Genomic DNA, 19,995 nt, shown 5'->3' on the forward strand with positions numbered 1-19,995 from the left:
ACGCGGTCACTGGCGTTTCTGGAGCTCAGCCTCCAGTCGCTCAGGCAACTCTGTGGCGACGTTGCGGATTTCCTCGCGAAGTCCTGCTTGCGGATGGAGGTGGCGAGGCGGCGGAGGATCATGAGCGGCGCTCCAGCTCTGCCTCGATCATGTCCAGAGCGCGTTCGGCGGCCATATTCTGGTCTTCAAGGTCGGCCGGTGTGGCGCTGTGGAGACCCGCCCATTCTGTCAGCAAAAGCGCGATATCGGGCGTGTCGGCAATTTTTCCGACGGCTCGCGCGGATGCAGCGTCGCTGATGCCTTTGGCGCAGTCGAGCACATAGGTCTCAGCGCCATCCTCAAGAATGTAGCAGGTCGCCCAGTAGAACTCCTGCGCGTCCAGTGGGATGAGCTGGCGGACGCGTGAGCGATAGGTCGGCAGATGGTTGGTAATCGACAGGGTCGCATTCTGCGCAAGATACCCCTCGACAGCATCGACAATCTCTCGCGATCGCGGGAAACCCTGCCGGCGCATCTCGTCATAGGTCGAGCGATCAACCTCGATCGACTGCCATTGAGAGGCGTGAAAGAAATCGACGAGCACAGGCCAGCACGCATTGCCGCAGCTTTCGCCCGCTTCAAGAAAAGCCAGTGACCGTCTGCCCGCATCGACCACCTGAAGGATGGCATCAGACTTCTGCTGGGTAAGACGTATCGAAGTCTCGATTTCCTGGTGAAGCGCCCGCAGGAGTTCTGTTTCCTGCGCCCGCTGCACCCGCGCTTCGTTCCAGTTACCAAGCTGGATACCGAGAAAGACACCAAGCACGACAATCAACGTCTCGATGAGGACCGTGAACCAGTCCTGCTTGCGGAGCGCGGTGGTGAGACGGCGGAGGATCATGGACTGGCCTCCTCCGACACTTTGACGCCCCATCTGGTGTCCAGTTCAGCCGCGACGAGAGGTGAGAAGGCCGCATAGGCGTCCAGTATCGGCCGATACGCTTCGAGGCGCTCTGATGTCGTGTAGCTTACCGCTGAAATGGCGTTCGTGATCCCGGCGTCCGTGCACAGGGTCTCAATGTCGTAATCCACGCCGCCCCGATGGTCTGGAACGAATGGGTTCTGGATCGTGCGATCCATCCGGTAGCGAATACTGGGCTCGATTATTTGCCGATAGCTCTCGACCACCGTCATGGTGTGATCGAACCAGGAGGCGCGCCACTCAACAAGCGCGATCGTCCGGGCAAGCTCCTCGGCGATTTCTGACGAGCTGATAATATCGGTGCGGCCCGATGCCGTGATTTCATCTATCGTGCGTCGATAGAGACGCGGTGGATTTATCCAGCCGATCGTTGCGATGCCACGCTGGAAGGCCGCATCATCCCCGGGCGCCACGGCGCACGCATCGAGCGATTTTAGGATCAGCGCCTGGTCGGCGAGTTGCTGCTCGAGGAAGTGGATGTCTCGGCTCTGGCCGGCAATGCTTTCCCTGAAATCCTCATGCAGGCGGATCAGCGTCCCCCGCTCAGCGGACCGCTCCGCGCGCGCCTCGTTCCAGTTGTTCACCTGCAGACCGATGAACACCCCGAACACCACGATCAGCGTCTCGATCACGACGGTGACCCAGTCCTGCTTGCGCAGCGCGGTAGTAAGGCGGCGGAGGATCATCGGACCGTCACTCTACTGCCTCAAGCCGGTCCCAGAGGTCGACTTCCGGCGCGTCTTTTACCATTGCGTCGACGACATCGACGAAGCCCGGATTGAAATAGGTCCGGCAGACATCCCACAGCGCACGGCCGCGGGCGGTGCCGAGAACGAAGTAGATCACGCTCCGGTAGGTCTCCCAGGATTCCTTCGTGATCGCGCCGTTCTGATATTGCAGCCACTCATATTCCCGCGCCCGCATCTGTCCGATCATCCAGAAGAAGAGCCGCGTCTTCTGCTCGAAGCTTGGCGTTTCGGCTTGTGAAAAGATGCGTCCAAGCTCAGGGAAATCGACGAATTTGTAGACCCCGGTCTGGTCATAGGTGAGCTGCGCCTGACGTGCCTCCGACCGCATCTGCCGCGCGCCCTGGTGCACCTGTATGGCGAGATAAATCAGTGTCGCGGCGACGACGACGACACCGGCAATCTGTGCGATGAGAGCGGCCTGTTCGAGTGTCACGACGCCATCTCCAGCAATGGCGCAGTCGGCCCCGCCTCAATTAACTCATCGACCAGTTTTCGGAAGCCTGGCGGAAAATGATGCCTGCGGGCCCGCCAGAAGGCTTGATAATACTTCGAAGCCAGGTGGTCGCGAAAATGGTTCTGCGTATGATGCCAGAAATCTTCTTCGAAAACCTTTTTGCGCGCCTGATAATGCATGACCTGATAGCCGCGCGTCAGCATGGTGTAGAAGACGTTGAGCTTCGTCCGCTCGGACGGCTCAAAGGTTTCAGGCCCCATCTCCAGACCGCGCAGAAACAGGTCCACAAGACTGGCTTCCTCCAGGGTTTTCATATGATCCCGGAAGAAATCGTAATAGCTGACGGCTGTCGCGATACGTTGCTGGTTCGCCGAATGCCTCAGCTGGAATCCGACGAATACAAGCGAGGCGATCACGGCGAGCGACGAGACGATTCCAGCAAGGAAATAGAGCTGTTCAAGCGTCATAGACCGGCCCCATACTTATTGTCCGCCGGAGACGAGATCCCAGAACTCGGCCCTGTCATTCGTCCTGGGGAATGGGCCTTGCGGTACGTCGACGGCAAGAAAGCGACAGAGCGGCTCCCAACCCTGCTTCACTTCGAAGACAAGCAACTGGCCGGCAGGGATCGTCTGTTTGACCGCCTCGTTATGCGCCTCGAAACGGGCCATGCGTTCCGCGTCTGACAGGCCGCCGGGGAAGCCGCTCCGGGCGATCACACCATAGGCCATTTCCAGCCATGGCTTCATCGGCTCCGCCGCCATGCCGCGCTCTTCGAGGAGTTTTGCGATCGTCGCGCCAAAACTTGCCGCCCAGCTATCCGGGCTACGGGTCGAGAGGATGAATTTCGCTTCGGGATAGGCGGCGTACAACTCCTCGTAAAAACCGGCGATCGGCCAGTCTACGCCGCTATCGAACCCTTCAAATGTTTTTCCCCAGTCAGGCCGTCCTGCCAGCGCGTCATTCCACTGCGGCACCCGTTTCTCCAGGTCGTTGAACACCGCTTCCATGTGGTAGCATGGCCCAAAGCCAAGCTGCTCAAGCGCCAGCTTCAGCGACATCGTCCCAGTCCGGCCGAGGCCAGTACCAATGATTTTCATGTCTGGTCCCACCCATATCGACGACTCGCCCAGCAAGCCGGACTCGAAGTCATCAAAAGGATGCTAGCGCGAGAATTGAGGCAGGTCACCCCGGCGCGAAACAAACCGGCGAAAAGGACTTAAGCGTTCAGCTGCGCAAAAGACCGGGCAAGGTTCCGGCGGGCCTGCGCGTCCCAAAGGCTGCGGCCCTCTTCGGTGAAATAGATGGCCGGGCGGTCTGCAAAGCTTTGCAGGACTTTCGCGCGGCCTGCCCGGAAGGCCTCTTCCGGCACGAACGCGTATTCTCTTCGGACATTCACTTCATACTGGTCAAAGACCGGGTCCGGCGCGCCCAGTATGGAGAGGTCGATATCGAGGAAAAGCGCGAGGTCTGCCCGGTCGTCATCGCTGAGACCTTCGGGCGCGTTATGCTTTGCCGTCGCCCGGATGATCTCAGCCGCAAAGGCGAGGTCTGCGGCGCCTAGATGAGCCGCCCCCTCTTCCTCGAGCAGTTGCGCACTCAGCTCCTCATTGTCGGGCCGCGTCGGGTCATAGATCGCATCATGCCAGTAAAGCGCCCAGAGCACGGGCTCAGGCCGGTGCCAATGCGCTTTCAGACTATCGAAATGACGCTTTAGCGCGTCGATATGGTCCCAAGTGTGATAGTGGCGCTGTGGTTCGGCGTACCGGGCTTTCAGGCGGTTGAGCAGATAACCGGGAATGCAATCGGGCTCTGGCACCCGCCCATCCAGTAGCCGGGCCAGTTGGCTTTCTGGGTCCCAGTCAGCCGGCGCATTGCTGGCGACAGAAGACCATTCTTTGCCTCCCTCAATCCATTCGCGGCGTAACTGCGGATGGGACTTGCTGAAGTCTTCGTATCCAAACTCCACGCCGCAAGACGGGCAGATTTCAAAGCTGGCGTAGCCATGCTTGTCGTAAGCCGGTTCAAGCAGATTTGGATAACCGCAAACAGGACAAGTAAAGCCCGAAGTGCTCAAACGGCCTCCGGCTCCAGCGTCTCGTTAAATTTCACCGGTTTGCCGCCGCCCTTCTGGGTGATCTCGCCGTCGCGCATGACGAACTGGCCGCGAATGATGGTGGCGACGGGCCAGCCGGTGGCTTCGAAGCCATCATAAGGCGTCCAGCCGCATTTGGCTTTTGTCCATTCCTCGGTGATCGTTTCCTTGCGCTTCAGGTCCACGACTGTGAAGTCGGCGTCATAGCCCTCAGCGATCCGGCCCTTATTCGCGATACCGAAAACACGCTGCGGACCAGCCGAGGTCAGCTCCACGAAACGGCGCAGCGTCAGCTTCCCATTGTTCACATGGGTCAGCATGATCGGCACGAAGGTCTGCACACCCGGCGTGCCAGACGGTGAAGCCGGATAAGGCCGCAGCTTCTCTTCGCGCGCATGCGGGGCGTGGTCGGTCGCGACTACGTCAACGATGCCTGCATTCAGCGCACGCCACAGAGCATCCTGATGACGCTGCTCACGGATGGGCGGGTTCTGCTGGGCGAACCCCTTCAGCCGGTCATAGCAATCGGGCGCTGCCAGCGTCAGGTGGTTCGGAAGCACTTCGACAGACGCCACATCCTTGGCATCGCGAAGCAGCTCCATCTCCTCAGCCGTCGAGATATGCAGCACATGGATGCGCTTGCCCGTCTTGCGCGCAAGGCGCAGCAGCCGCCGGGTGGAGCTCACAGCTGCCTCGACATCGCGCACCACGATATGGCTCTGCCAGTCGCCCTGCACGGCAAGTTTCTGCCGGTCTGCAAGCCGGTACTCATCCTCAGAATGGAAGGCTGCCCGGCGCTTAATTGCGCGCAGCACCGCCTCGACGCCTTCATCATCATGCACCAGCAGGTCGCCGGTCGATGATCCCATGAAAACCTTGACCCCGCAGCAGCCCTGCATGCGCTCCATCTCGCCGAGGAGACCGGTATTCTCATGCGTCGCGCCCGCATAGAAAGCATGGTCGACATCCATGCGCCCCTTGGCGCGGTTCAGCTTGTCGGTCAGCATCTCCGGGCTGGTCGTCGACGGGTTCGTGTTCGGCATTTCGAACACGGCCGTAACGCCGCCAAGCGCGGCGGAACGCGCCTCTGTCTCAAGGTCTGCCTTGTATTCAAGGCCCGGCTCGCGGAAGTGGACCTGGCTGTCGATCACACCCGGCAGGATGTGCAGGCCGGTGGCGTCATAGGTCTCGCCAGCCTGCGCGCTATCAAACTTTCCAATGGCGACAATCTTGCCGCCGCGCACAGCCACATCGACATGGTCCTCCCCACCAGGAGAGACAACGGTGCCGTTCTTCAGGATCAGATCATAGGTCTCGGTCATGAAGGCGTTATGCGCCTGTTAGCGGCCTGAGTCACGAGGCCGGGTTCAGGCCGGCGGCCCGCCCGTCGAATGCGCTCAAGCTAAGTGCCTGCACCAACGCTCGAAAAGGCTCATCCTGAGCGAAGTCGAAGGACGAGCCTACGCGCCACACCGCCAAACATACCAACGCGCCCCATCCCGCGTCACCCTCGGCCGCCAAATGCGGTCTGAGGGTCCAACACCTGCCATCAAAGCGACTGCTGTCCTCGCAACATCAGAGATCGACTCTCAGATGAGCTGACGCTCATCGAGAGTGACGGCTCATATGAAAACTGGCAAAAAATCTACTGCCGCAGACCCAGGTGAAGACAGTGGTTCACAGTGGCGGGGTCATCAATTCCGGGGCAGCGCCCATTCGAGCCCTTCGGCCAGCTCTTCGCGCACCGCAAAATCGATACGAACGATCCGTCGCTGCGCCATTTCGGCGGCGCGGCCCGAACGATGAAGCGTTAGTCCCTTGAGAAACAGAACGTCCCCGCGCCTCGCATTTTCGATCTCTATCTCGCTGTCTGCTGCAATCCGGGCGGCATCTCGTGCCGACACATAACCTTGCTTGTGGCTGCCAAGCGCGAACTCCATCGCGCCATTCGCTGTATCGGAATCATCGAGAAAGACGCGCGCAAAGACCATCTTCTCGAGCAGCTCGATCGGTGGTTCGGCATGCCAGAAATCACCCTGCCCGACCCAGCAGCTATATCCAGGTGTCTCGCACCTCGCCTTCACGGCAACGACACGGTCCTAATGCCACGGCACGCCCCAGTTTGACTTGTCCGATTTATTGAATGCCAGGATCCGCACGGGGCTTGCACCCGGCAAGTGTGACTGAGCGAGTCTGCTTAACGCGCCATCCGGGCGCAGCACAGCTGCAACCTCATGGGTCCAGCCCAATCGGACCCCGGGCCGCCTATCGGTTCGGCAGGCGGCGTCCAATAGGGCAAGGTCTTGCGCATCAAGCGCGTTTCGGTGCCAGGCGCGACCTGTCTGCTCGAAGTCGTCAGGCACTGCCGCCCTACCCCACCCGCCGCGCAAACCGGTCGACCAGCTCGTCTATCTGGTGGCCCGTCTCATCGAGCGTGAAGAAATAGCCGCGATAGGTGGCCGGGTCTGGCGGGTTTAGCGTGTAGTTCTGCAGGTGCGGGACGCAGGCATCCGGCGACCAGAGCTCTACCGAGCGGGCAAAGCGGGTGCGCACATCTTGGTGCGCGCGCTGCATGTTCTGGGCGCGCAACAGCCAAGTCTCTGCGTCGCAGTCTTCGCTGATCCGGTCACAGTCATGCAGTTCTGCAAAGCCCGCACGCAGCTCCGGGCGGAGCGCATCCAGATAGATCGTTGTGTCGCGGATCGCGCCCTGCAGGCGGTCGACATCATCATCGCAAGCGCCGCGCGATTTGTAGCCCTGACAGCCGGACGCAAGGAGCAGAAGGGCGAGCGGTACTAGCGCGGTTTTCGGCGTTACAGGCATAGGCTCCCCAAGGCTCGCCTGCCTTGAGCGAATCGCCGGCAGGTCCAGAGCCCACTGTTTGCTGCCCTGCCCCCTCTTGCAAGTCCCGGCCTTGTCTTGACCCTGCCGCCGCACCGGCGCAAACCCCGTCCAACGAGAAAACAGACAGTTATGAGCACCCCTCCCCCTATGCAGACCGTATCGATGACCGACCGCTTTCCTTTCGCTCGCCAGATCGCCCTACTCCTTGCCGGGGTCGGTGTCCTGACGGCGTCTTCCTATGTCGCGGTGCCCATGGTGCCGGTGCCGGTCACGATGCAGACGCTGGCCGTGCTTCTGGTCGGCGCGCTGGCCGGGCCGCGCTTGGGTCTTGCGATGATCGTCTCCTGGCTGGCGCTCGCGGCATTCGGGCTGCCTGTGCTCTCTGGTGGCAAGGCGGGGCTGCTTGCCTTTACCGGCCCGACGGCCGGTTTCCTCCTCGCCTTCCCGGTTGCGGGTTATCTTGCGGGTGTCGCTGCGCGCACGATCGCGCGCGGTCATGTCAGCCGCTTTGCGAGCTTTCTTGGCCTGCATGGTGTGATCCTGCTGGCTGGCTGGGCATGGCTGTCGACACTGGTTGGCGCAGAGGCTGCTTTCCTCGCAGGTGTCGCACCATTCCTGGTTGGCGCGGTGATCAAATCGGCGCTCGCGGCCGCCATTATCGCAGCAATTCCGGGTCGCTACCGCCAGCGCGGCTAAAAAAACACCGCCCATACACCGCCAGTACACCGTCACTGCACCGTGCAAATGCGGGGACGGGGCTGGCGGATACGGTCGGAAACCCTAAATCTGCGGGCATGGACACAAAGATTCTTTCCGACAGATCCGTGCTCGTTCTGGACGGTCCCGATACGATCGCCCTGCTCGAACGGCTGGTCACGAACAACACGCATGACTGGGCGACGGGCAAGGCGCGCTATGGCGCCCTTCTGACGCCGCAGGGCAAGGTCATCGCCGATTTCATCGCCCACCGCACAGAGGCTGGCGCGCTGCTCGACGTTGCCACCCACGCAGTCGGCGACCTCTCCAAACGCCTTCAGATGTTCCGCCTTCGCGCCAAGGTCGACATCAATGTCGATGGCAAACAGGCCGTCGCCATTGGCGATGAGGGCACAGCCGACCCGCGCTCGCCAGAGCTTCCGAAACGGACCTTTGTCGAAGATGGCGCAGCACCAGCAATCAGCGACGAGGACTGGAACGGCATCCGCATCCCTGCCGGCGTCGCCGAATGGGGCCGCGACTTTCAGGGCGGCGAAGTCTTTCCATGGGAAATCAACATGGACCGCCAAGGCGGCGTGGACCTCAAAAAGGGCTGCTTTGTCGGTCAGGAAGTCGTCTCTCGCATGCACAGGCGCGGCAAGCTGCGCAAGCGCAGCATCATCATTGAGGGCGAAAATCTCCAAAAAGGTCAAAGCCTTGAGGGTGAGACACCTGTGGGTGAGATCACCAGCACAACGACCGGCAAAGCGCTCGCCACGGTTCGCGTTGACCGCCTCGCAAAGGCTGGCGATACACTGACCGTTGAAGGAAATCCGGTGAGTATCCACGGGCCGGACTGGCTGAAGGACGAGCTCGCCGCCGTTCTCGCCGAAAACGAGACCGACTAGGAGACGCGCAGCATGGGCATGAATCTCTCACCTGATGAGACCCTGCCCTGCCGCTGGGCCCCGGCCGAAGACGCGCTCTACCGCGCCTATCACGACCATGAATGGGGCGTGCCGGAATACGACCCGCGCGCGCTCTGGGAGAAGCTGCAGCTCGACGGCATGCAGGCCGGGCTGTCCTGGGTCACGATCCTGCGAAAGCGCGACGCCATCCGCGAGGAGTTTGACAGCTTTATTCCAGAACAGATCGCCATGTGGGATCAGGAGCGGATCGAAAAAGCGCTTCAGAACCCGGGCATTATCCGCAGCCCGACCAAGATCAGGGCGACCATCGGCAATGCCCGCGCCTTCCTCACCATGCAGGAAAAGGGCGAGGACTTTTCCGAGTGGCTGTGGGGCTTTACCGGCGGCACGCCCATCGTGAACCAGCTGCGCGACATCACCGAAGTGCCTGCCAAGACGCCGCTTTCAGAGGAAATCGCCAAGGCGCTAAAGTCGCGCGGATTCAAGTTCTGCGGGCCCGTTATCGTCTATGCCTTCATGCAGGCTGTTGGTATGGTCAACGACCATGAGACGCGCTGCCCGCGTCATGGCGAGATACAGGAGCTTCACTCATGAAAATGAAGATTGGCGCGGCCTTTGCCGGCCTGTTGTTGCTGACTGGCTGCGAAAGTTTCAACGGCCCGTACCTCGACAATAGTGGCGCCTGCGATGAAATCGTGGATGCGCGCGAGCGTCTGGACTGTCTCGACCGCGCCGAACGGGCCGAAGATGAGTGGCGAGAGGAGCGTCGCCGCGAGCGCGACGACAAGGACCGCGAAGACGCCAGCGCACCTTAAAGGTCGACGCAGCCTTCAACCCTGTCTAATTTCATTTGCAACCGAAGTCTGACGCACCGAGGGGCGTGCGCAAGGAGGGCTTTTCGATGACACCTGTTATTTCCGCGACCGGTCTCTGGACGCCGCCGCACACTGTTACCAATGCCGAACTGGTCGAGAGCTTCAACGCCTGGGCCGACCGATGGAACGAGGCGAACAAGGCCGAGATCGAAGCGGGCACGCTGGAAGCCAAAACTCATTCGAATGTCGAGTTCATCGAGAAAGCGTCCGGCATCAAGTCGCGCTATGTCGTCGACAAGTCCGGCGTCGTGGACCCGGCTATCATGCGCCCCATCATTCCGGAACGCCCGAACGAAGAGATCTCCATTCTCGCAGAGATCGCCGTGAAAGCGGCTAAACAGGCGCTCGAAACGGCAGGCCGTGACCCGAAAGACGTGGACGCCGTGATCTGCGCTGCTTCCAACATGCAGCGCGCCTACCCGGCCATGGCGATTGAAGTGCAGGAAGCGCTCGGTATCGAAGGCTTCTCTTTCGACATGAATGTGGCCTGCTCATCGGCGACCTTCGGCATCCAGACCGCGGCTGACTTTGTCCGTGCTGGCAACGCGAAATCAGTTCTCATGGTCAATCCGGAGATCACGTCCGGGCACCTCAACTGGACCGACCGCGACAGTCACTTCATCTTTGGCGATGTCGCCACGGCTGTTCTAGTCGAGGCAGAAGACATTGCGCCGAAGCAGCACTGGAAAATCCTCGGCACGCAGCTGAAGACCAAGTTCTCCAGCAATATCCGCAACAATTTCGGCTTCCTGAACCGAGCCGACCCGGCGGGCGAAGGCCAGGCAGACAAGCTGTTCATTCAGGAAGGCCGCAAGGTCTTCAAGGAAGTGGTGCCGATGGTTTCTGAAATGATCCTGTCAGAACTGACGCGTCTCGACCTCAAATCGGACGAGTTAAAGCGGCTCTGGCTGCATCAGGCCAATGCGAACATGAACAGGCTCATCTCGACCAAGGTACTCGGACATGAGGCCAGTGAGGATGAAAGCCCGACCGTGCTCGACGAGTATGCCAACACATCCTCTGCCGGCTCGATCATCGCCTTTCACAAGCATTCAGGCGACTTCAAGTCCGGGGATAAGGGGCTGATCTGCTCTTTCGGCGCTGGCTATTCGGCAGGAACCGTCTTCGTGGAAAAGGCCGCCTGAGCAAACTGAATTCGGGCCGCTGGTCGTAAGTACCGAAGCTGGAATCAGGCTGGCGATAGTCAACAGTCAGGTTGGCAGGTTTAACGCCTGGCCGGTCGACACCTAGTCCTCATCGTCGCCGAGGTCGCTCCAGAGAATGGACTTGCAGCTGCGGGCGGCCTCGACCGTTATGATCAGTGCCGCCCCAGCCAGTATCCACCAAGGGGCGAGCGCGTTCTCCGCCGCATGCATCACCATATCCACCATAATCACTCCGCCTCGGCTTTGCCGTTGTCTTTGAGTGTGTTTATGCCGGAGAGGCCTTAACGAGGTCTCACCAGTTCGCGGCAAGAACGGGGCAGTTCGTAAGCGAAATGCGGCGATTTCTTTACCCCTTCAGGCAGATGTATACATAGACCCCATGAGTTCCCGCGCTTCGACAAAACCAAAAAAAACGCCCGCGCGCGTCTGGCAACGTATGCTCTCCGGGCGGCGGCTGGACCTGCTGGACCCGTCACCCGTGGATATCGAGGTTGACGATATTGCGCATGGTCTTGCGCGGGTTGCGCGCTGGAACGGCCAGACCCTCGGCGACCATGCCTTTTCCGTCGCCGAACACAGCGTCATCGTCGAACAGATCTGCGGCGAGCTGGAGCCCGCGCTGCCCGCCGCTGACCGGCTGATGGCGTTGCATCATGACGCCGCGGAATATGTGATCGGGGACATGATTTCTCCGTTCAAGACGGTGCTAGGCGATGGCTACAAGGACATTGAGAACCGCCTGACCGAGGCCATCCATGTGCGCTTTGGCTTGCCAGCCCGCCTGCCTGCCAAGCTGAAAAAACTGATCAAGCGGGCCGATCATATCTGCGCCTGGTTTGAGGCGACGCAGCTTGCTGGGTTCACTACCGATGAAGCAGACAAATTCTTCGGCGGCCCGCCGGACCGCATTGCGCTGACATTGCACCCATGCGCACCGACAAAGGCGCAGGCCGCCTTCGTCGCCCGCCACGAAGCCCTGCTGCATGAGATGGAGCGAGCAACCTGATGGCGATCCCGCTGATCATCGGCCTTTCCGTGGTGATCGTCGCCTGCGACGGCGACACGCCGCGCGTCCTCGTCACCCGCCGTGATGGCGGACTTGGCGGCCTGCCCTTCGGTACATTCGATCCGGGCGGCCACCGCACCTTCGAGATCGCCCTGCGCGGCTGGGTTCGTGAACAGACCGGCTTCGATCTTGGCTATGTCGAGCAGCTTTACACTTTCGGGGATCGTGACCGCGAAACACCAGAGGCGACACTTGCTGATGCCCCGGCAGATGCGCGCGTCGTGTCGGTCGGCTACCTTGCGCTGACGCCGGACCAGCAGCGACTGCCCGACAGGCTCGAGGCGCAGTGGCGCGGTTGGTACAGCCATTTTCCCTGGGAAGACCACCGCACCGGCCGCCCGGACCTTATCGATCGGGAGATCGCCCCACGCCTTGCGACATGGTCCGCGGGCTCTGATTCAAGGCGCACCCGTATTGATCTTGCTTTCGGACTCAATGGCCGCGACTGGAGCGAGGACCGCGTACTTGAGCGCTATGAGCTGCTCTACGAGGCTGGCCTTGTGATCGAATGTGCCCGCGATGCCGACCTGCCGCTGCCTGATGTTCGCCTCGGTGAACCCATGGCGTCCGATCACCGCCGCATCCTGGCCACGGCTATGGAGCGCCTGCGCGGCAAGATCCGCTACCGGCCAGTGGTCTTCGAACTGATGCCGGACCGCTTCACCCTTTCCGACCTGCAGATCGCCTGCGAAGGCATACTCGGCCTGTCGCTGCACAAGCAGAACTTCCGCCGGGCGCTGGATCGCACGGGGCTGGTCTGTGGCACGGGAGAGATGAAGGCAGGCACTGGCGGGCGCCCGGCAGAGCTTTATCGCTTCATGCGCGAACGCGTCAGGAAGAGCGCGGCCATCGGCATTGCCGCCCCGACCCTACGGCGTGAGCCCTAGAAACTGAAGCGTCGGTTCTTCGTTTCACTCCGGCCCGCCGCTTCATATCCTTGTTTTGGCGCAAGTGTCCGTTCGCAAACGATTCCGTTTGCTCCGAACTTGCTTCAGAGGCGCTTGACCAGCCGCCAGAGGCGCGTGTTGAACACGGCCAGCATGAGCGGAAACAAGACGAACCCGCCTGCGACCCCGCCGATATGAGCCGCCCAGGCAAGCCTGATCCCGATGATCGAGGCCATGAACTCGCCGACCACGGCGATGACGAGGTTGATGACGATCCAGGGAATGGAGATGCGGACAGCACCTCTCAGACCGCCGCGCAGCCAGCCGACCGCCGGCAAGAAGCCCGACAGGGCGGACGACGCGCCAATGGCCAGTTCCGACTGTCCTGTGAACTCACTCCAACCGATCTGGAAGAGTGCGCCAGAGATGGCGGCACCCGCAAAGAAAAGCAGGAAGGCAAACGCCCCCTTTCGGTCGATGCCGAGCGCGATCGCGACCGGCGGACCAAAAGCGATCAACGCCATCATGTTCATCGCCAGATGGAAGATCCCGCCATGCAGGAAAACGTGCAGAATGAGCGGCGCAAGATCACCGAGTGGGCGGTAAACGCCGTCAAACTCGGGACCACCCGCAATCGCGCCTGCATCGAACATCCAGGCCGCGACCCAGCGGTCGAGGAAAAGCTGCGACTGCGACAGAAGCTGCACACAGGATGCGATGGTGATCGCAGCCGTCAGTATCAGGACGACCGGCGGCAGCCTGTTGAAAAGCGGCTCCGGACGGCCGCTCAGCATCTCGGGGGAGGTATGATATCGCACAGTGACATCTAAGACACACAATGCGGCGCGGTAAAGGCGGCGGGGTGTTACAGTGTCTTCACTTTCTGCGAAAACCTGCCCCGGCGTCACGAATTGATTTCGCTGCGCGTCTGGACACCATCGCCCGCATGGCAAAAGCACAAGAAATTACCTTCGACAGTCTTCGTCCCCCGGCCCCTTGGATGGACGAGACCCACTCGATCTGGCGTAAATCCGTCCGCGCCTTCGTGGACAAGGAACTGGTCCCCCACATCGAGGACTGGGAAGCGGCGGGAGAAATACCCAGAGATATCTACCCAAAGGCAGCAGAAGCTGGCCTCATTGGTATGGGCTATCCCGAAGAGTATGGCGGCGCAGGCACCGACTTTGACCGTTTTCACGGGACGGTGACCTCTGAGGAATTGGCACGTATGGGCGCAGGCGGCGTTTCCTCTGCCCTGATGATCCACGGTATCGGCCTGCCCCCGGTCATGGTGGGCGGTAGCGAGGACATGAAGCGAGAGATCGCGCCACAGGTCCTCTCCGGCAAGAAGCAGATCAGCCTCGGCATTACAGAGCCGGGCGGCGGGTCCGACGTCGCGCAACTGAAAACCAATGCAAAGAAGTCGGGCAATGGCTGGGTCGTGAACGGGTCCAAAACCTACATCACGGGCGGTTGCACCTCGAAATGGCTGACAACGGCTGTGCGCACGGGTGGCGAAGGCATGGCCGGTATTTCACTCATGCTGATCGACCTCGAGGCCGAAGGCGTGTCGCGCACCGCCTTGCCCAAGATGGGTTGGTGGGCATCGGACACGGCCACCATCCACTTCGATGACGTTTTCGTGCCACCTGAAAACCTGATCGGTGAAGTCGACCGCGGCTTTGTCAGCATCATGGCGAACTTCAATGGCGAACGCCTTGGCATGGCGGCGCAGGCAGCTGCCTGTGCCCGTGTCTGTATCGAGGATGCCGCTGCCTGGGCGCAGCAGCGCCAGACATTCGGCAAACGCCTCGCTGACCATCAGGTCATCCGCCACAAGATCGCGGCCATGTGCCAGAAGGTCTGGGCAACGACGGCCATGCTCGATCAGCTGACCTGGCGGGTGCAGAATGGCGAGCAGCCGATTGCAGAGCTCGCCATGCTGAAAGTGCAGGCGACCGAGACGATGGAGTTCTGCGCGCGCGAAGCGATGCAAATTCTTGGTGGGGCCGGCTTTATCCGCGGTCACCGGGTTGAGCGCATCTACCGAGAGGTTCGCGTCATGGCTATTGGCGGCGGCTCAGAAGAGATCATGCGCGACCTCGCCTCTCGCCAGCTCGGTCTCTAGCGACGGAAATATGATTGAGTAGCAGGGACCGCGTCTGAAAAGGCGCGGAACCCTGCTTTCTGTCCTTTCGTTAAGTCTTAGAAGCGGCGCGGGTCTCATCCGCGAAAAGCCTGCTGCGCAGGCGAAACCCAGGAGCACAATAATGAAAAAGACCATCCTCGCCTCATGCCTGATCGGCGCATCTCTCATCCTGCCGGCCTGTGGCACGAGCGATGGGGACAAGGCCGAAATGTTCAATCAATGTCGTATTGTTCTCGGTGATCGCTCGCTCAGCCCGAACTTGCGCGAAGCAGATACGACACCGGATGCCGCCTGCACCTGTCTTGAAGCGACGCTGGATGATGGCAGCGATGAGCGCGATATGATCGCGACTTTCTTCGAGCGCGTGTCGACGCGTATGTCGTCGGCCGATGAGAGCGCCAAGGAAGCGACGGACAAGCTTGTCTCGGGCGCGTTGCTGCCTGAGGACGCAGGCTCTGATGAGGGGCAGACCTTTGCCGACAACCTCTCGACCTTCAACCGCGTCGTGAATGGCATGCTCGAAGGCATGCGCGAAAATGGCGGCGCCTGCCCGGCTATCTAGTCACCCAAGTACAAGAAGGCCCTCCGCGCGGTGCGGAGGGCCTTTCAGTTATCCTGGCTGTTCGAGGTGCGTCAGCCGCAGCTAGAAACGATAGCCGAGGCCTAGCCCGACAATGACCGGATTGATCTCGACATCGGCATTCACGATAACCGGCGCGGTACCAAGTGCCGGGCCGAGCGCGCTGGTGAGGTTCACCTTCACATCGGGTTCAATCCACACCTTCTTGATATCCGCGTTGAAGGCCCAGCCACCCGCGACACCGTCGAGGTCATAGTCGAAGCCTGCCTGCAGGGCTAAACCGACGGTCGGATCATAATCAATCGCATCCGCCACCGGGCCCTCGTCTTCGTTGAAGAAGAAGGTCGCGTTTACCCCTGCCCCGACATAGGGCTTGAAGGCGGATCCGGTATCGAAGTGATACTGCAAGGTCAGCGTCGGCGGCAGCAGCCAGACATCACCTAAATCAACCGTCGCATTTGTCATAGCGCCCGGAATGGTGACGTTCGTCGCCTTCACATCGTGCGGCGTGACGCCGAGGATCAATTCGGCTGCGATATTATCGGTGAAGAAATAGGTGATATCGAGCTCCGGGACGTACTGATCGCCGATATCGACCGTGCCCGGCAGGCGCGTATTGCCCACGCTGAGATCGCCGCTCTCATCGGGCAGAACACCCAGAACGCGGCCGCGCACCATCCAGTCGCCTGGCTCGGCAAAGGCTGGCGCGGTGGAAACAAGAGCTGTCGCTGCAGCGAGCCCGGCAAGAATATGAAGTTTCATGAGACCCTCCTCATTGATGATGAGGCGAGCTAGACACTTGTCCCGAAACGGAATATTGGCATCTCTGTCGCGCGCTTCCATACCGCGCGGCATAAGCGCCCGACTACGCATCTCACCTTATCGACACAGGCAGAGACAGCGTTTCTGACTGGAAATTCCGCGCAAAACATCCGACATTAAAATACATGGCCCACGCCGACACCCATTCACACGTTCACGCGAATACGCCCTGCAGTCCGCAGGATGTGGAGACCTTCCTTGCCGAGGCCGAAACGCTTGCGGCAAAGCGCGGCCAGCGCCTGACGAAGATCCGCCGCAAGGTATTGCGCCTCCTGCTGGAGAGCGATGAGCCGTCAAAGGCCTATGACCTGCTTGCCAACCTCGACGGCGAAGGGGCCGCCAAACCGCCAACTGTCTATCGCGCGCTGGATTTCCTTCAGGAACAAGGCCTCGCTCACAAGATCGAGAGCCTCAACGCCTATGTCGCCTGTGGCCATACGGGTCACAAACACTCAGCGGTATTTTTGATCTGCGAGAAATGTGGAGCGGCAGAAGAGCTTCATGCCGTCGCGACCAATGATGCCCTGAAAGCTGAAACTGCTGCGGCTGGTTTCAAAGTTCGACAGGCCGTTATCGAAGCGCGCGGGATATGCCGCGATTGCGCTGCCTGACAACAGGTTGCCCCCCGCGCCGAGCGCGGCTAACTCTGCCCCGCAAGATAGTGCCAAGCCAGCCGGAGGAACCAGCTTGATCGACCTTTGGAAGGGAAGCGCGAATACCTGGGACTGCGATGAGATGGGGCATATGAATGTCCGCATCTATCTGGAAAAGGCATTTGAAGGGCTCGGCACGCTGGCCGCGCATTGTCATATGAGCCACGTCTACCAGACTGGCTCACCTTCCACGCTGATTCCGCTTGAACAGCACATTCGCTTCATGCGCGAGGTTCATCCCGGCCGCCCGCTTCGTATGCGGGGCTGCGTGCTTGAGGTCGATGAGACGCGGGTCACGGTCTATCAGGAACTGCTTCACAGCGATGGCACGCCTGCTGCCGCATTCCGCACCAAGCTTATCCATGCGTCGGCCGACGATATGCGCCCCTTCCCGTGGAGTGACCGCACCCACAAGGCACTGACAGAGCTAATCGAAGAGCCCCCAGCAGCCACAGCGCCGCGCGGGATCGACCTCAAAGTTGAGCCCTTGCCGAACGAAGAGGTGACGCTTGGTTTTGCGGAAAGTCAGGGCGTCGAGCTGATCGGTCAAGGCATGGTGGACGCAAATGACTGCGACGTGTTTGGCCGCATGAAGCCACACTGCTTCATTGGCCGGGTCTCTGATTCAGTGCCGAACCTGCTTTATGACTGGCGCGAAAGGGTCGCCAGCGCTGTTGAAGGCAGCCATATGGGGGCGGCTGTGCTGGAGAACCGGATCATCTATCGAGGATGGCCGAAGGCTGGCGCGCTCTTCCAGATCCGGACTGCCCTGTCACGGGCCGAAGAAAAGGTCCACGCCCTCACCCACTGGATGCTGGACCCGGTCACCGGGCGGCCATGGATGACATGCGAAGCAGTGGCCGTGACCTTCGATCAGATCACACGCAAGGCGATGGCAACGCCGCCAGCTTTGATCGATGAGCTTGCCGAAATCGCCCCCGGTGACCTCACGCTCTAGCCGGTCAAGCTAGTCGTAATCGTCCCATTGGCTGCCATGCAAGGTACGGCGAAGCAGGCCGTCCTCAGCCGGAGAATAGCCGTCGATCAGATAGGCGATCTGACGAGCGAGTTCGTCGCGCACCTCATAAGGCACTTCCATCGGATGGAAATGGCTTGTACCGGGCCGCTCGCGCAGCACCAGTTCACGGTAATGCGCCATCATCAGATTGGTGACCTTGTTGGTCATCACTGGCTTGATGTTCGGGCGGAAAACCACAATCGGTGTCTGGACCTTTTCGATCTTCTTCAGCGCGCCCCAGGGCTGGTTGCGCTGTGAGGAGAAGGTCGCTGATTCCCAGGCAGGGTTACAGGTTAGCCGGACGACAGATTCGCCAGTTTCATTCGTCGTTTCTCTCACGCCATCTTCGAGATAGTCATTCAGGAAAGGCGCGCGCCAGCTCTTGAAGGCGCCTTTGCCATGATAGACGTCATAGGCGGCCTCACGGCTCGCAAATTCAGCGCGTCTGCGCTTTGCCTGGCGCGACATCTGGTTCGTCTGCCGAACGAAAGGCAGCACGTGGAGCCAGAAATAAAAGCGCGGATTCAGCACGACCGGGTCGACCAGAATGAGGCCCGCGACGAGGTCTGGACGCTTGCCCGCAACCAGAAGCGAGACACAGCCGCCCATGGAATGCCCACCAAGCACGACAGGGCCTTTGGCTTCCTTTTCCAGGAAGTCGATCACGTCATCACGGTAGACATGCCAGGATTTCAGCGTCTTCGGATCTGCAGGAAGGCTGGTGAGGCCGTGACCGCGCATGTCGAGGGCGGCAACCCGATGGCGTTCGCCGAGCGGGGCCAGCATCGACTTGTAGGTCATGCCATTGAAGCCCGTCGCGTGCAGCCAGAGTGCAGCCAGATCGCGCGATTCGTCCCCGAAATGGACGGAGGCGTGAGCCCCTTCCTCGGGGCCCTCAGTTGTTCGGCGGTGCATCATCATGTCGACGGACGCCTGCCCCTTTTTTTCTATCAGCCGGTGCTGAGTCTGCACGCACACGCAAAGAGTTGTAAAGCGAAACAAGATGGCCGCGCTGCATGCAGCGCGGTGGGTGTTGCCGATCTGCTGTGCCCTCCGGCGTCAGGCAGCGTCGAGCCTGAATATCGCTGTTGAGCGGACATGCAGACCTGCTGGTGAGGAAAGCTCTGCCCCCATGAAGATCAGCGTGCGCGTCTGACGATCGGCCCGGCTTTCAACCGCCGCGCTGCCACCGTCGAACGAAGTGCCCGTTACATCATGGCTGATTGATACAAGCTTCGCGCTGGCAGCGCCCGCAAGGGTCGTGGCTGCAGCCTGCATTGCCCGGATCGACAGGGCACACAGCGCTGCCGCATCGAGCGCGTCTGCGGTGAAACTCGCCCGGCTGTCGGTCTCTACAGTCAATGGCGGGATGGTCTGGGTCTGGATACGGGTCGTCATGAAACGGGTGCTAAGCTGCATGCCTGCGATTGGGAAGCCCTCTCGCAGCGCCAGTGCCGCTCCCAGTCATGAGTTCATCAGTGTGCGGTCAGGCAACCGCGCTGCTGCGGCCATGGTCGTCTGCGGGGATCGCGGGCGTGCTGCCCTCAAAGAGGGCCGCAATAAGCGCCGTCTCTCCAAGCGAGAAGCGCGCCCCAAGGACGCGACTGATCGTGCTCATGAGAGACGCAATCTCTGAATGGCCAAGTCCTGCGCGCTGCAGGCGAAGGAACATGTCGAATGTGACGTGCTGACGTCCACCCGGGGTTTGCTCGATCAGCTGCGCAATCGCCCCAATTGGGGTGCCTTCAAGCTTTGCCGTGGAAGCCGAAAGCGTCCGCGCACCCGGCACCTGGGCGAAGATCCGCTCGATGAGGTCGCCGCCCTGTCGCTGCGCCGCGTTAAAGACAATACCGACCGCATGGCGCGCATTTGGCTCTTCGAGCCCAGATTCGATCGCTGCTACCGAGATTAGATCTTTAAGCATAAGGCTCTCCTTCAGGCGCCGCTTTCCACAGCCAGAATAGGAAAGAGGCCTTGCGCGAAGGTTACCGAGGCCGCGCCTACGACGGCTCGATCAGGCGATTTGCAGAAAAATCAGATCGGGACCGTTA

Annotated in this window: 26 protein-coding genes; 11 read left to right on the plus strand and 15 right to left on the minus strand. The window is 60.7% G+C overall.

Features of this window, described 5'->3' with window-relative positions; translation table 11 throughout:
* Positions 1–118 precede the first annotated feature (118 nt).
* The 9 genes from D1224_RS03810 to D1224_RS03850 form a co-directional block, all read right to left on the minus strand.
* Entirely contained in the window at positions 119–880 is a 762-nt protein-coding gene (locus D1224_RS03810; RefSeq protein WP_119378595.1) for a hypothetical protein, read from the minus strand.
* A complete protein-coding gene (locus tag D1224_RS03815) occupies positions 877–1,647 on the minus strand; it encodes a hypothetical protein (RefSeq protein ID WP_119378596.1) in 771 nt (256 codons plus the stop codon). Before D1224_RS03815 ends, D1224_RS03810 begins: the two co-directional genes overlap by 4 nt.
* A gap of 7 nt (positions 1,648–1,654) precedes the next feature.
* Positions 1,655–2,143 carry a hypothetical protein gene (locus D1224_RS03820; RefSeq protein WP_018148013.1) on the minus strand — a complete coding sequence of 163 codons (489 nt, stop codon included), beginning with the start codon at positions 2,141–2,143 and terminating at the stop codon, positions 1,655–1,657.
* Complete coding sequence (locus tag D1224_RS03825) at positions 2,140–2,631, minus strand: hypothetical protein (RefSeq protein ID WP_119378597.1); 492 nt, start codon at positions 2,629–2,631, stop codon at positions 2,140–2,142. Before D1224_RS03825 ends, D1224_RS03820 begins: the two co-directional genes overlap by 4 nt.
* Positions 2,632–2,646: 15 nt before the next feature.
* A complete protein-coding gene (locus tag D1224_RS03830) occupies positions 2,647–3,264 on the minus strand; it encodes a sulfotransferase family protein (RefSeq protein WP_182482156.1) in 618 nt (205 codons plus the stop codon).
* A gap of 119 nt (positions 3,265–3,383) precedes the next feature.
* Positions 3,384–4,241, minus strand: a complete 858-nt coding sequence (locus tag D1224_RS03835) for a hypothetical protein (RefSeq protein WP_147372314.1) — start codon at positions 4,239–4,241, stop codon at positions 3,384–3,386.
* Positions 4,238–5,581 (minus strand): dihydroorotase, encoded by a 1,344-nt coding sequence (locus tag D1224_RS03840; protein WP_119378600.1) that lies wholly within the window; start codon positions 5,579–5,581, stop codon positions 4,238–4,240. Before D1224_RS03840 ends, D1224_RS03835 begins: the two co-directional genes overlap by 4 nt.
* 372 nt (positions 5,582–5,953) lie before the next feature.
* Positions 5,954–6,343: a phytanoyl-CoA dioxygenase family protein gene (locus D1224_RS03845; RefSeq protein ID WP_119378601.1), complete on the minus strand. Its 390-nt coding sequence runs from the start codon at positions 6,341–6,343 to the stop codon at positions 5,954–5,956.
* A 286-nt stretch (positions 6,344–6,629) separates the two neighbouring features.
* On the minus strand, positions 6,630–7,082 hold the full coding sequence (locus tag D1224_RS03850; RefSeq protein WP_119378602.1) for a hypothetical protein: 453 nt from the start codon (positions 7,080–7,082) through the stop codon (positions 6,630–6,632).
* 183 nt (positions 7,083–7,265) lie between these two features.
* Here D1224_RS03850 and D1224_RS03855 point away from each other — a divergent pair, with 183 nt between their 5' ends.
* From D1224_RS03855 to D1224_RS03875, 5 genes are all read left to right on the plus strand, one after another.
* Positions 7,266–7,799 (plus strand): biotin transporter BioY, encoded by a 534-nt coding sequence (locus D1224_RS03855; protein ID WP_119379882.1) that lies wholly within the window; start codon positions 7,266–7,268, stop codon positions 7,797–7,799.
* 98 nt (positions 7,800–7,897) lie between these two features.
* Positions 7,898–8,707 carry a CAF17-like 4Fe-4S cluster assembly/insertion protein YgfZ gene (gene ygfZ / locus D1224_RS03860; RefSeq protein WP_119378603.1) on the plus strand — a complete coding sequence of 270 codons (810 nt, stop codon included), beginning with the start codon at positions 7,898–7,900 and terminating at the stop codon, positions 8,705–8,707.
* A gap of 12 nt (positions 8,708–8,719) precedes the next feature.
* Positions 8,720–9,322, plus strand: a complete 603-nt coding sequence (locus D1224_RS03865) for a DNA-3-methyladenine glycosylase I (protein ID WP_119378604.1) — start codon at positions 8,720–8,722, stop codon at positions 9,320–9,322.
* Positions 9,319–9,543, plus strand: a complete 225-nt coding sequence (locus D1224_RS03870) for a hypothetical protein (RefSeq protein ID WP_147372315.1) — start codon at positions 9,319–9,321, stop codon at positions 9,541–9,543. Before D1224_RS03865 ends, D1224_RS03870 begins: the two co-directional genes overlap by 4 nt.
* 86 nt (positions 9,544–9,629) lie before the next feature.
* Complete coding sequence (locus D1224_RS03875) at positions 9,630–10,748, plus strand: beta-ketoacyl-ACP synthase III (RefSeq protein WP_119378606.1); 1,119 nt, start codon at positions 9,630–9,632, stop codon at positions 10,746–10,748.
* A gap of 102 nt (positions 10,749–10,850) precedes the next feature.
* Here D1224_RS03875 and D1224_RS16430 read toward each other — a convergent pair whose 3' ends face one another.
* Positions 10,851–10,994 carry a hypothetical protein gene (locus D1224_RS16430; protein WP_182482157.1) on the minus strand — a complete coding sequence of 48 codons (144 nt, stop codon included), beginning with the start codon at positions 10,992–10,994 and terminating at the stop codon, positions 10,851–10,853.
* Positions 10,995–11,148: 154 nt separating this feature from the next.
* Here D1224_RS16430 and D1224_RS03880 point away from each other — a divergent pair, with 154 nt between their 5' ends.
* Both D1224_RS03880 and D1224_RS03885 read left to right on the plus strand, forming a co-directional pair.
* Positions 11,149–11,775: an HD domain-containing protein gene (locus D1224_RS03880; RefSeq protein ID WP_233350385.1), complete on the plus strand. Its 627-nt coding sequence runs from the start codon at positions 11,149–11,151 to the stop codon at positions 11,773–11,775.
* Positions 11,775–12,722: an NUDIX hydrolase gene (locus D1224_RS03885; protein ID WP_119378607.1), complete on the plus strand. Its 948-nt coding sequence runs from the start codon at positions 11,775–11,777 to the stop codon at positions 12,720–12,722. Before D1224_RS03880 ends, D1224_RS03885 begins: the two co-directional genes overlap by 1 nt.
* A gap of 104 nt (positions 12,723–12,826) precedes the next feature.
* On the opposite strand, the gene D1224_RS03890 is transcribed toward D1224_RS03885, so the two are convergent.
* Positions 12,827–13,516: a rhomboid family intramembrane serine protease gene (locus D1224_RS03890; protein ID WP_119378608.1), complete on the minus strand. Its 690-nt coding sequence runs from the start codon at positions 13,514–13,516 to the stop codon at positions 12,827–12,829.
* Between the two features lie 152 nt (positions 13,517–13,668).
* Between D1224_RS03890 and D1224_RS03895 the strand changes: the two genes are divergently transcribed.
* Positions 13,669–14,850: an acyl-CoA dehydrogenase family protein gene (locus D1224_RS03895; RefSeq protein WP_182482158.1), complete on the plus strand. Its 1,182-nt coding sequence runs from the start codon at positions 13,669–13,671 to the stop codon at positions 14,848–14,850.
* A 142-nt stretch (positions 14,851–14,992) separates the two neighbouring features.
* Positions 14,993–15,433, plus strand: a complete 441-nt coding sequence (locus D1224_RS03900) for a hypothetical protein (RefSeq protein WP_119378609.1) — start codon at positions 14,993–14,995, stop codon at positions 15,431–15,433.
* Positions 15,434–15,514: 81 nt separating this feature from the next.
* On the opposite strand, the gene D1224_RS03905 is transcribed toward D1224_RS03900, so the two are convergent.
* Complete coding sequence (locus tag D1224_RS03905; RefSeq protein WP_182482159.1) at positions 15,515–16,213, minus strand: OmpW/AlkL family protein; 699 nt, start codon at positions 16,211–16,213, stop codon at positions 15,515–15,517.
* 185 nt (positions 16,214–16,398) lie between these two features.
* Here D1224_RS03905 and D1224_RS03910 point away from each other — a divergent pair, with 185 nt between their 5' ends.
* Together D1224_RS03910 and D1224_RS03915 are read left to right on the plus strand one after the other, a co-directional pair.
* Complete coding sequence (locus D1224_RS03910; protein ID WP_119378610.1) at positions 16,399–16,884, plus strand: transcriptional repressor; 486 nt, start codon at positions 16,399–16,401, stop codon at positions 16,882–16,884.
* 76 nt (positions 16,885–16,960) lie between these two features.
* Positions 16,961–17,884 carry an acyl-ACP thioesterase gene (locus D1224_RS03915; protein WP_233350386.1) on the plus strand — a complete coding sequence of 308 codons (924 nt, stop codon included), beginning with the start codon at positions 16,961–16,963 and terminating at the stop codon, positions 17,882–17,884.
* 9 nt (positions 17,885–17,893) lie between these two features.
* Here the strand turns inward: D1224_RS03915 and D1224_RS03920 are convergent, their stop codons facing one another.
* The 3 genes from D1224_RS03920 to D1224_RS03930 form a co-directional block, all read right to left on the minus strand.
* Positions 17,894–18,865: an alpha/beta fold hydrolase gene (locus D1224_RS03920; protein WP_119378611.1), complete on the minus strand. Its 972-nt coding sequence runs from the start codon at positions 18,863–18,865 to the stop codon at positions 17,894–17,896.
* Positions 18,866–19,003: 138 nt separating this feature from the next.
* A complete protein-coding gene (locus D1224_RS03925) occupies positions 19,004–19,342 on the minus strand; it encodes a hypothetical protein (protein WP_147372317.1) in 339 nt (112 codons plus the stop codon).
* A gap of 88 nt (positions 19,343–19,430) precedes the next feature.
* On the minus strand, positions 19,431–19,868 hold the full coding sequence (locus tag D1224_RS03930; protein ID WP_119378613.1) for a hypothetical protein: 438 nt from the start codon (positions 19,866–19,868) through the stop codon (positions 19,431–19,433).
* Positions 19,869–19,995: the final 127 nt, after the last annotated feature.

The organism is Henriciella barbarensis (assembly GCF_003576345.1).
GTDB lineage: Bacteria > Pseudomonadota > Alphaproteobacteria > Caulobacterales > Hyphomonadaceae > Henriciella > Henriciella barbarensis.

Excerpts from the sequence above, each read along its gene's own strand:
- ygfZ (WP_119378603.1), top strand. The coding sequence starts at position 7,898 with ATGGACACAAAGATTCTTTCCGACAGATCCGTGCTCGTTCTGGACGGT.
- D1224_RS03810 (WP_119378595.1), bottom strand. The coding sequence starts at position 880 with ATGATCCTCCGCCGTCTCACCACCGCGCTCCGCAAGCAGGACTGGTTC.
- D1224_RS03850 (WP_119378602.1), bottom strand. The coding sequence starts at position 7,082 with ATGCCTGTAACGCCGAAAACCGCGCTAGTACCGCTCGCCCTTCTGCTC.
- D1224_RS03905 (WP_182482159.1), bottom strand. The coding sequence starts at position 16,213 with ATGAAACTTCATATTCTTGCCGGGCTCGCTGCAGCGACAGCTCTTGTT.
- D1224_RS03900 (WP_119378609.1), top strand. The coding sequence starts at position 14,993 with ATGAAAAAGACCATCCTCGCCTCATGCCTGATCGGCGCATCTCTCATC.
- D1224_RS03885 (WP_119378607.1), top strand. The coding sequence starts at position 11,775 with ATGGCGATCCCGCTGATCATCGGCCTTTCCGTGGTGATCGTCGCCTGC.
- D1224_RS03875 (WP_119378606.1), top strand. The coding sequence starts at position 9,630 with ATGACACCTGTTATTTCCGCGACCGGTCTCTGGACGCCGCCGCACACT.
- D1224_RS03870 (WP_147372315.1), top strand. The coding sequence starts at position 9,319 with ATGAAAATGAAGATTGGCGCGGCCTTTGCCGGCCTGTTGTTGCTGACT.
- D1224_RS03925 (WP_147372317.1), bottom strand. The coding sequence starts at position 19,342 with ATGACGACCCGTATCCAGACCCAGACCATCCCGCCATTGACTGTAGAG.
- D1224_RS03890 (WP_119378608.1), bottom strand. The coding sequence starts at position 13,516 with ATGCTGAGCGGCCGTCCGGAGCCGCTTTTCAACAGGCTGCCGCCGGTC.
- D1224_RS03910 (WP_119378610.1), top strand. The coding sequence starts at position 16,399 with ATGGCCCACGCCGACACCCATTCACACGTTCACGCGAATACGCCCTGC.
- D1224_RS03865 (WP_119378604.1), top strand. The coding sequence starts at position 8,720 with ATGGGCATGAATCTCTCACCTGATGAGACCCTGCCCTGCCGCTGGGCC.
- D1224_RS03855 (WP_119379882.1), top strand. The coding sequence starts at position 7,266 with ATGACCGACCGCTTTCCTTTCGCTCGCCAGATCGCCCTACTCCTTGCC.
- D1224_RS03930 (WP_119378613.1), bottom strand. The coding sequence starts at position 19,868 with ATGCTTAAAGATCTAATCTCGGTAGCAGCGATCGAATCTGGGCTCGAA.
- D1224_RS03920 (WP_119378611.1), bottom strand. The coding sequence starts at position 18,865 with ATGATGATGCACCGCCGAACAACTGAGGGCCCCGAGGAAGGGGCTCAC.
- D1224_RS03880 (WP_233350385.1), top strand. The coding sequence starts at position 11,149 with ATGAGTTCCCGCGCTTCGACAAAACCAAAAAAAACGCCCGCGCGCGTC.
- D1224_RS03815 (WP_119378596.1), bottom strand. The coding sequence starts at position 1,647 with ATGATCCTCCGCCGCCTTACTACCGCGCTGCGCAAGCAGGACTGGGTC.
- D1224_RS03895 (WP_182482158.1), top strand. The coding sequence starts at position 13,669 with ATGGCAAAAGCACAAGAAATTACCTTCGACAGTCTTCGTCCCCCGGCC.
- D1224_RS03830 (WP_182482156.1), bottom strand. The coding sequence starts at position 3,264 with ATGAAAATCATTGGTACTGGCCTCGGCCGGACTGGGACGATGTCGCTG.
- D1224_RS16430 (WP_182482157.1), bottom strand. The coding sequence starts at position 10,994 with ATGGTGGATATGGTGATGCATGCGGCGGAGAACGCGCTCGCCCCTTGG.
- D1224_RS03840 (WP_119378600.1), bottom strand. The coding sequence starts at position 5,581 with ATGACCGAGACCTATGATCTGATCCTGAAGAACGGCACCGTTGTCTCT.
- D1224_RS03825 (WP_119378597.1), bottom strand. The coding sequence starts at position 2,631 with ATGACGCTTGAACAGCTCTATTTCCTTGCTGGAATCGTCTCGTCGCTC.